This window comes from Streptomyces sp., from assembly GCF_031178505.1.
GTDB lineage: Bacteria > Actinomycetota > Actinomycetes > Streptomycetales > Streptomycetaceae > Streptomyces > Streptomyces gulbargensis.
Window position 1 is genome coordinate 1 of record NZ_JAPSIW010000773.1, and the last position, 3,249, is coordinate 3,249.

Below are 3,249 nucleotides of genomic sequence, written 5' to 3' on the forward strand. Positions count from 1 at the left end.
CGGATCGTGGCGGTGAAGGACTGCTCCTACGACCTGTACGCCGCGGGGCGGCTGATCGCCGAGACCCCCCTCGCGTACTACTCGGGCTGCGAGGAGCTGAACCTGCCGCTGTACGCGCTCGGCGGCGCGGGCTGGATCAGCACCGTGGCCAATGTGGCGCCCCGTCAGCTCCGTGAGGTGCTGGACGCCTTCGACGCGGGCGACACGGCGCGGGCGGCCCGGCTCCACGCGCGGACCCTGCCCCTGGCCGAGCTGATGATGGCCTCGGGTCTGCCGGGCACCGTGGCGGTCAAGGCGCTGCTGGGCGGGCCGGTGCGCGAACCGCTGCAGCCCGCCGACCGGCCGGCGGTCGACGGGCTGCGGGCGGCGTACGAGGCCCTGGTTCAGGCGGAGTCGGTGGTGTAGGTCCGGCCGAGGATCGCGGCGTGCTCGAGGACGTCCTCCAGCGGGTCGTCGATCTGCCCCGTGTGGAGCCGGAGACCCGGCCCGTTGGTGACCTCGGGTCCCTGGTGGGTGTGGGTCTCGTCGGCCAGGGCCGCCCCCGCCGGCAGCAGTACCGCCACCGCCGTGAGCAGTCCGGCGATCACGTGCCTGGTCCTCATGTCGACTCCTCGTTGATCCGTTCAGGTGACCCCGCGCCTTGTTAACGCGGAGTCACCGGATCAGTTGTGGCTGTGGAGGATGTCGTTCAGGCCGCCCCAGACCGCGTTGTTCGGGCGGGCCTCGACGGCGCCGGTGACCGAGTTGCGGCGGAAGAGGATGTTCGAGGCGCCGGAGAGCTCGCGGGCCTTGACGATCTGGCCGTCGGGCATGGTGACCCGGGTGCCGGCGGTGACGTACAGGCCGGCCTCCACGACGCACTCGTCGCCGAGGGCGATGCCGACGCCCGCCTCGGCGCCGATCAGGCAGCGCTCGCCGATCGAGATGACGACGTTGCCACCGCCGGACAGCGTGCCCATGGTGGAGGCGCCGCCGCCGATGTCGGAGCCGTCGCCGACGACGACACCGGCGGAGATGCGGCCCTCGACCATGGAGGTGCCGAGGGTGCCGGCGTTGAAGTTGACGAAACCCTCGTGCATGACGGTGGTGCCGGCGGCCAGGTGGGCGCCGAGGCGGACCCGGTCGGCGTCGGCGATGCGGACGCCGGTGGGCACGACGTAATCGGTCATGCGGGGGAACTTGTCGATCGAGGTCACCTGGAGGTGCAGGCCCTCGGCGCGGGCGTTGAGCCGCACCTTCTCGATGTCGTCCACGGCGACCGGGCCGAGCGAGGTCCAGGCGACGTTGGCGAGGAGGCCGAAGACACCGTCGAGGCTCTGGCCGTGCGGCTTGACGAGCCGGTGGCTCAGCAGGTGCAGGCGCAGGTAGGCGTCGTGCGCGTCGAGCGGCTTCTCGTCGAGCGAGGCGATGACGGTGCGGACGGCGACCACCTCGACGCCCCGGCGGGCGTCCACGCCGAGGGCCTTGGCGGCGCCCTCGCCGAGGGCGTTCACCGCCGCCTCGGGGGTGAGGCGCTCGGTGCCGGCGGGGCCGGGCGCGTCGGTCAGCTCGGGAGCGGGGAACCAGGTGTCGAGAACGGTGCCGTCACCGGCGAGGGTGGCGAGGCCGGCGGCGACGGCGCCGGTGGTGCGAGGAGCAGTGGTCATGACGGAAAACCTAACCGGCCGGGCCCCGCGCGGGCCAACCGGTCTCAGGAGTCGGTCCGCTCCCCCGGCGGTTGCGACGAACCGCCGGCCGGCGGGTTCGGTCCTTCCTCCGGTTCCCCGGCGCCCCGGCCACCCGCCGCTCCCCGTCCCCCGGTGCACGGCTCCTCGCGCAGGACGCGCGCGAGCATCTCGCGCGCGTACCCCTCGTCGTACCGGCCGCCGGTCAGGAGCGCCTGGAGGCAGATGCCGTCCATGAGGGCGATCACGGCGCGGGCGGTGGCGGGGTCGGTGCGACGGGCGAGCGCCGCGGCGACGGCCTCGGTCCACTCGGCGGCGACCGGGCGCAGGGCGGGGCGGCGCAGGGCGGCGAGGTAGAGCTCGTACTCCAGCTCCGCCCCCGTCCGCGCGCCGTCGAGCCACTCCGCCAGGAGTCCGGCGAGGGCGGGGGCGAGGCCGGTCGCCGGATCCGCCAGGGCCGGGTGCTCGCGCAGCCGCCGCCCGAAGCCCTCGCAGGCCTTGCGGAGCGCGGCGACGAGCAGTTCGTCGAGGGAGGCGAAATGGTACGTGGTGGAGCCCAGCGGCACGTCTGCCTCGGCGGCGGCGGTGCGGTGGCTCAGGCCCGCGATCCCCCGCCGGGCGACCACCCGCAGGGCCGCGTCGACGATCCGTTCGCGCCGCTCGGGGTCGTGGCGGCGGGGGCGGGCCATCAGTGCGCGCCCCCGAGGTTGAGGACGACCACCCCGGCGATGATGAGCACGATCCCGGCGATCTTGGCGAGGCTGAGGGTCTCGCCGAGGAAGAGGATGCCGAGGGCGGCGACGGCGGCGGTGCCGACCCCGGACCAGATGGCGTACGCGGTGCCGACCTGGAGCGTCTTGAGGGCCTGCGCGAGGAGCGCGAAGGCGACGACGTAGCCGACGCCGGTGATCACCGAGGGCCACAGCCTGGTGAAGCCGTCGCTGTACTTCATCGAGGTGGTGGCGAGGATCTCCGCCACGATGGCGCCCGCGAGCAGTCCGTATCCCATGTGTACGAGCGTACACAGGGGAGGTGTACGACCGTACACATCGGCTGCGGATACGGTGTCCCGCATGACGTACCCCCCAGGCCCGCCCTACGGCTACGGCTACGCGCCGCCGCCCCCGCCGCCGAAGCCCGGCGTGATACCCCTCGCGCCGCTCGGCCTCGGCGCGATCCTCTCCGGCGCCTTCGGCACCTTCGGCCGCCACTGGAAGCAGCTGCTCGGACTCGCGGCCGCCGTCTACGGCGGAGCCATCCTGCTCGTGGGGGCCGCCCTGCTGCTCGCGTTCGCCGCGGTGGGCGACCTCTTCCCCGCGGTGTTCGACACCCCGGAGGGCCAGGAGCCGCCCTGGGACGACGTCCGGCCGCTCCTCTTCGCCTTCATCTGCGTCTGGATCGCCGGGACGCTCGTCGTCCTGTGCGCCAACGCGGTGATGGCCGCCGCCTGCCCCGCCGTGGTCCAGGAGGCCGTCCTCGGCCGCTCGCTCACCTTCGGCACGCTCTGGCGCCGCTCCTGGGCCCGCATGCCGTCCGTGCTCGGGACGGTGGTCCTCACCAGTCTCGCCCTGGCGCTGCCCCTGCT

Annotated in this window: 5 protein-coding genes and 1 pseudogene; 2 read left to right on the forward strand and 4 right to left on the reverse strand. The window is 73.9% G+C overall.

The genetic code is table 11. The features are described from left to right. The coding region (locus tag RIF68_RS32090) for a dihydrodipicolinate synthase family protein (protein WP_309054782.1) at positions 1-405 on the forward strand (405 nt) is incomplete at its 5' end. On the opposite strand, the gene RIF68_RS32095 is transcribed toward RIF68_RS32090, so the two are convergent. The 4 genes from RIF68_RS32095 to RIF68_RS32110 are packed head-to-tail and all read right to left on the reverse strand — an operon-like array spanning position 384 to position 2,673. Then, entirely contained in the window at positions 384-602 is a 219-nt protein-coding gene (locus RIF68_RS32095) for a hypothetical protein (RefSeq protein WP_309054783.1), read from the reverse strand. The genes RIF68_RS32090 and RIF68_RS32095 overlap by 22 nt on opposite strands. Before the next feature lie 60 nt (positions 603-662). Beyond that, positions 663-1,646: a 2,3,4,5-tetrahydropyridine-2,6-dicarboxylate N-succinyltransferase gene (dapD, locus tag RIF68_RS32100; RefSeq protein ID WP_309054784.1), complete on the reverse strand. Its 984-nt coding sequence runs from the start codon at positions 1,644-1,646 to the stop codon at positions 663-665. Positions 1,647-1,690: 44 nt separating this feature from the next. Continuing rightward, the gene (locus tag RIF68_RS32105; protein ID WP_309054785.1) at positions 1,691-2,353 is read right to left on the reverse strand and encodes a TetR family transcriptional regulator; all 663 of its coding nucleotides are present in this window, start codon (positions 2,351-2,353) and stop codon (positions 1,691-1,693) included. Beyond that, positions 2,353-2,673, reverse strand: a complete 321-nt coding sequence (locus tag RIF68_RS32110; protein ID WP_309054786.1) for a multidrug efflux SMR transporter — start codon at positions 2,671-2,673, stop codon at positions 2,353-2,355. The genes RIF68_RS32105 and RIF68_RS32110 overlap by 1 nt, the downstream gene beginning before the upstream one ends. A gap of 64 nt (positions 2,674-2,737) precedes the next feature. On the opposite strand from RIF68_RS32110, the pseudogene RIF68_RS32115 reads away from it, so the two are divergent. After that, positions 2,738-3,249, forward strand: a pseudogene (locus tag RIF68_RS32115) (oxidoreductase); the annotation flags it as partial.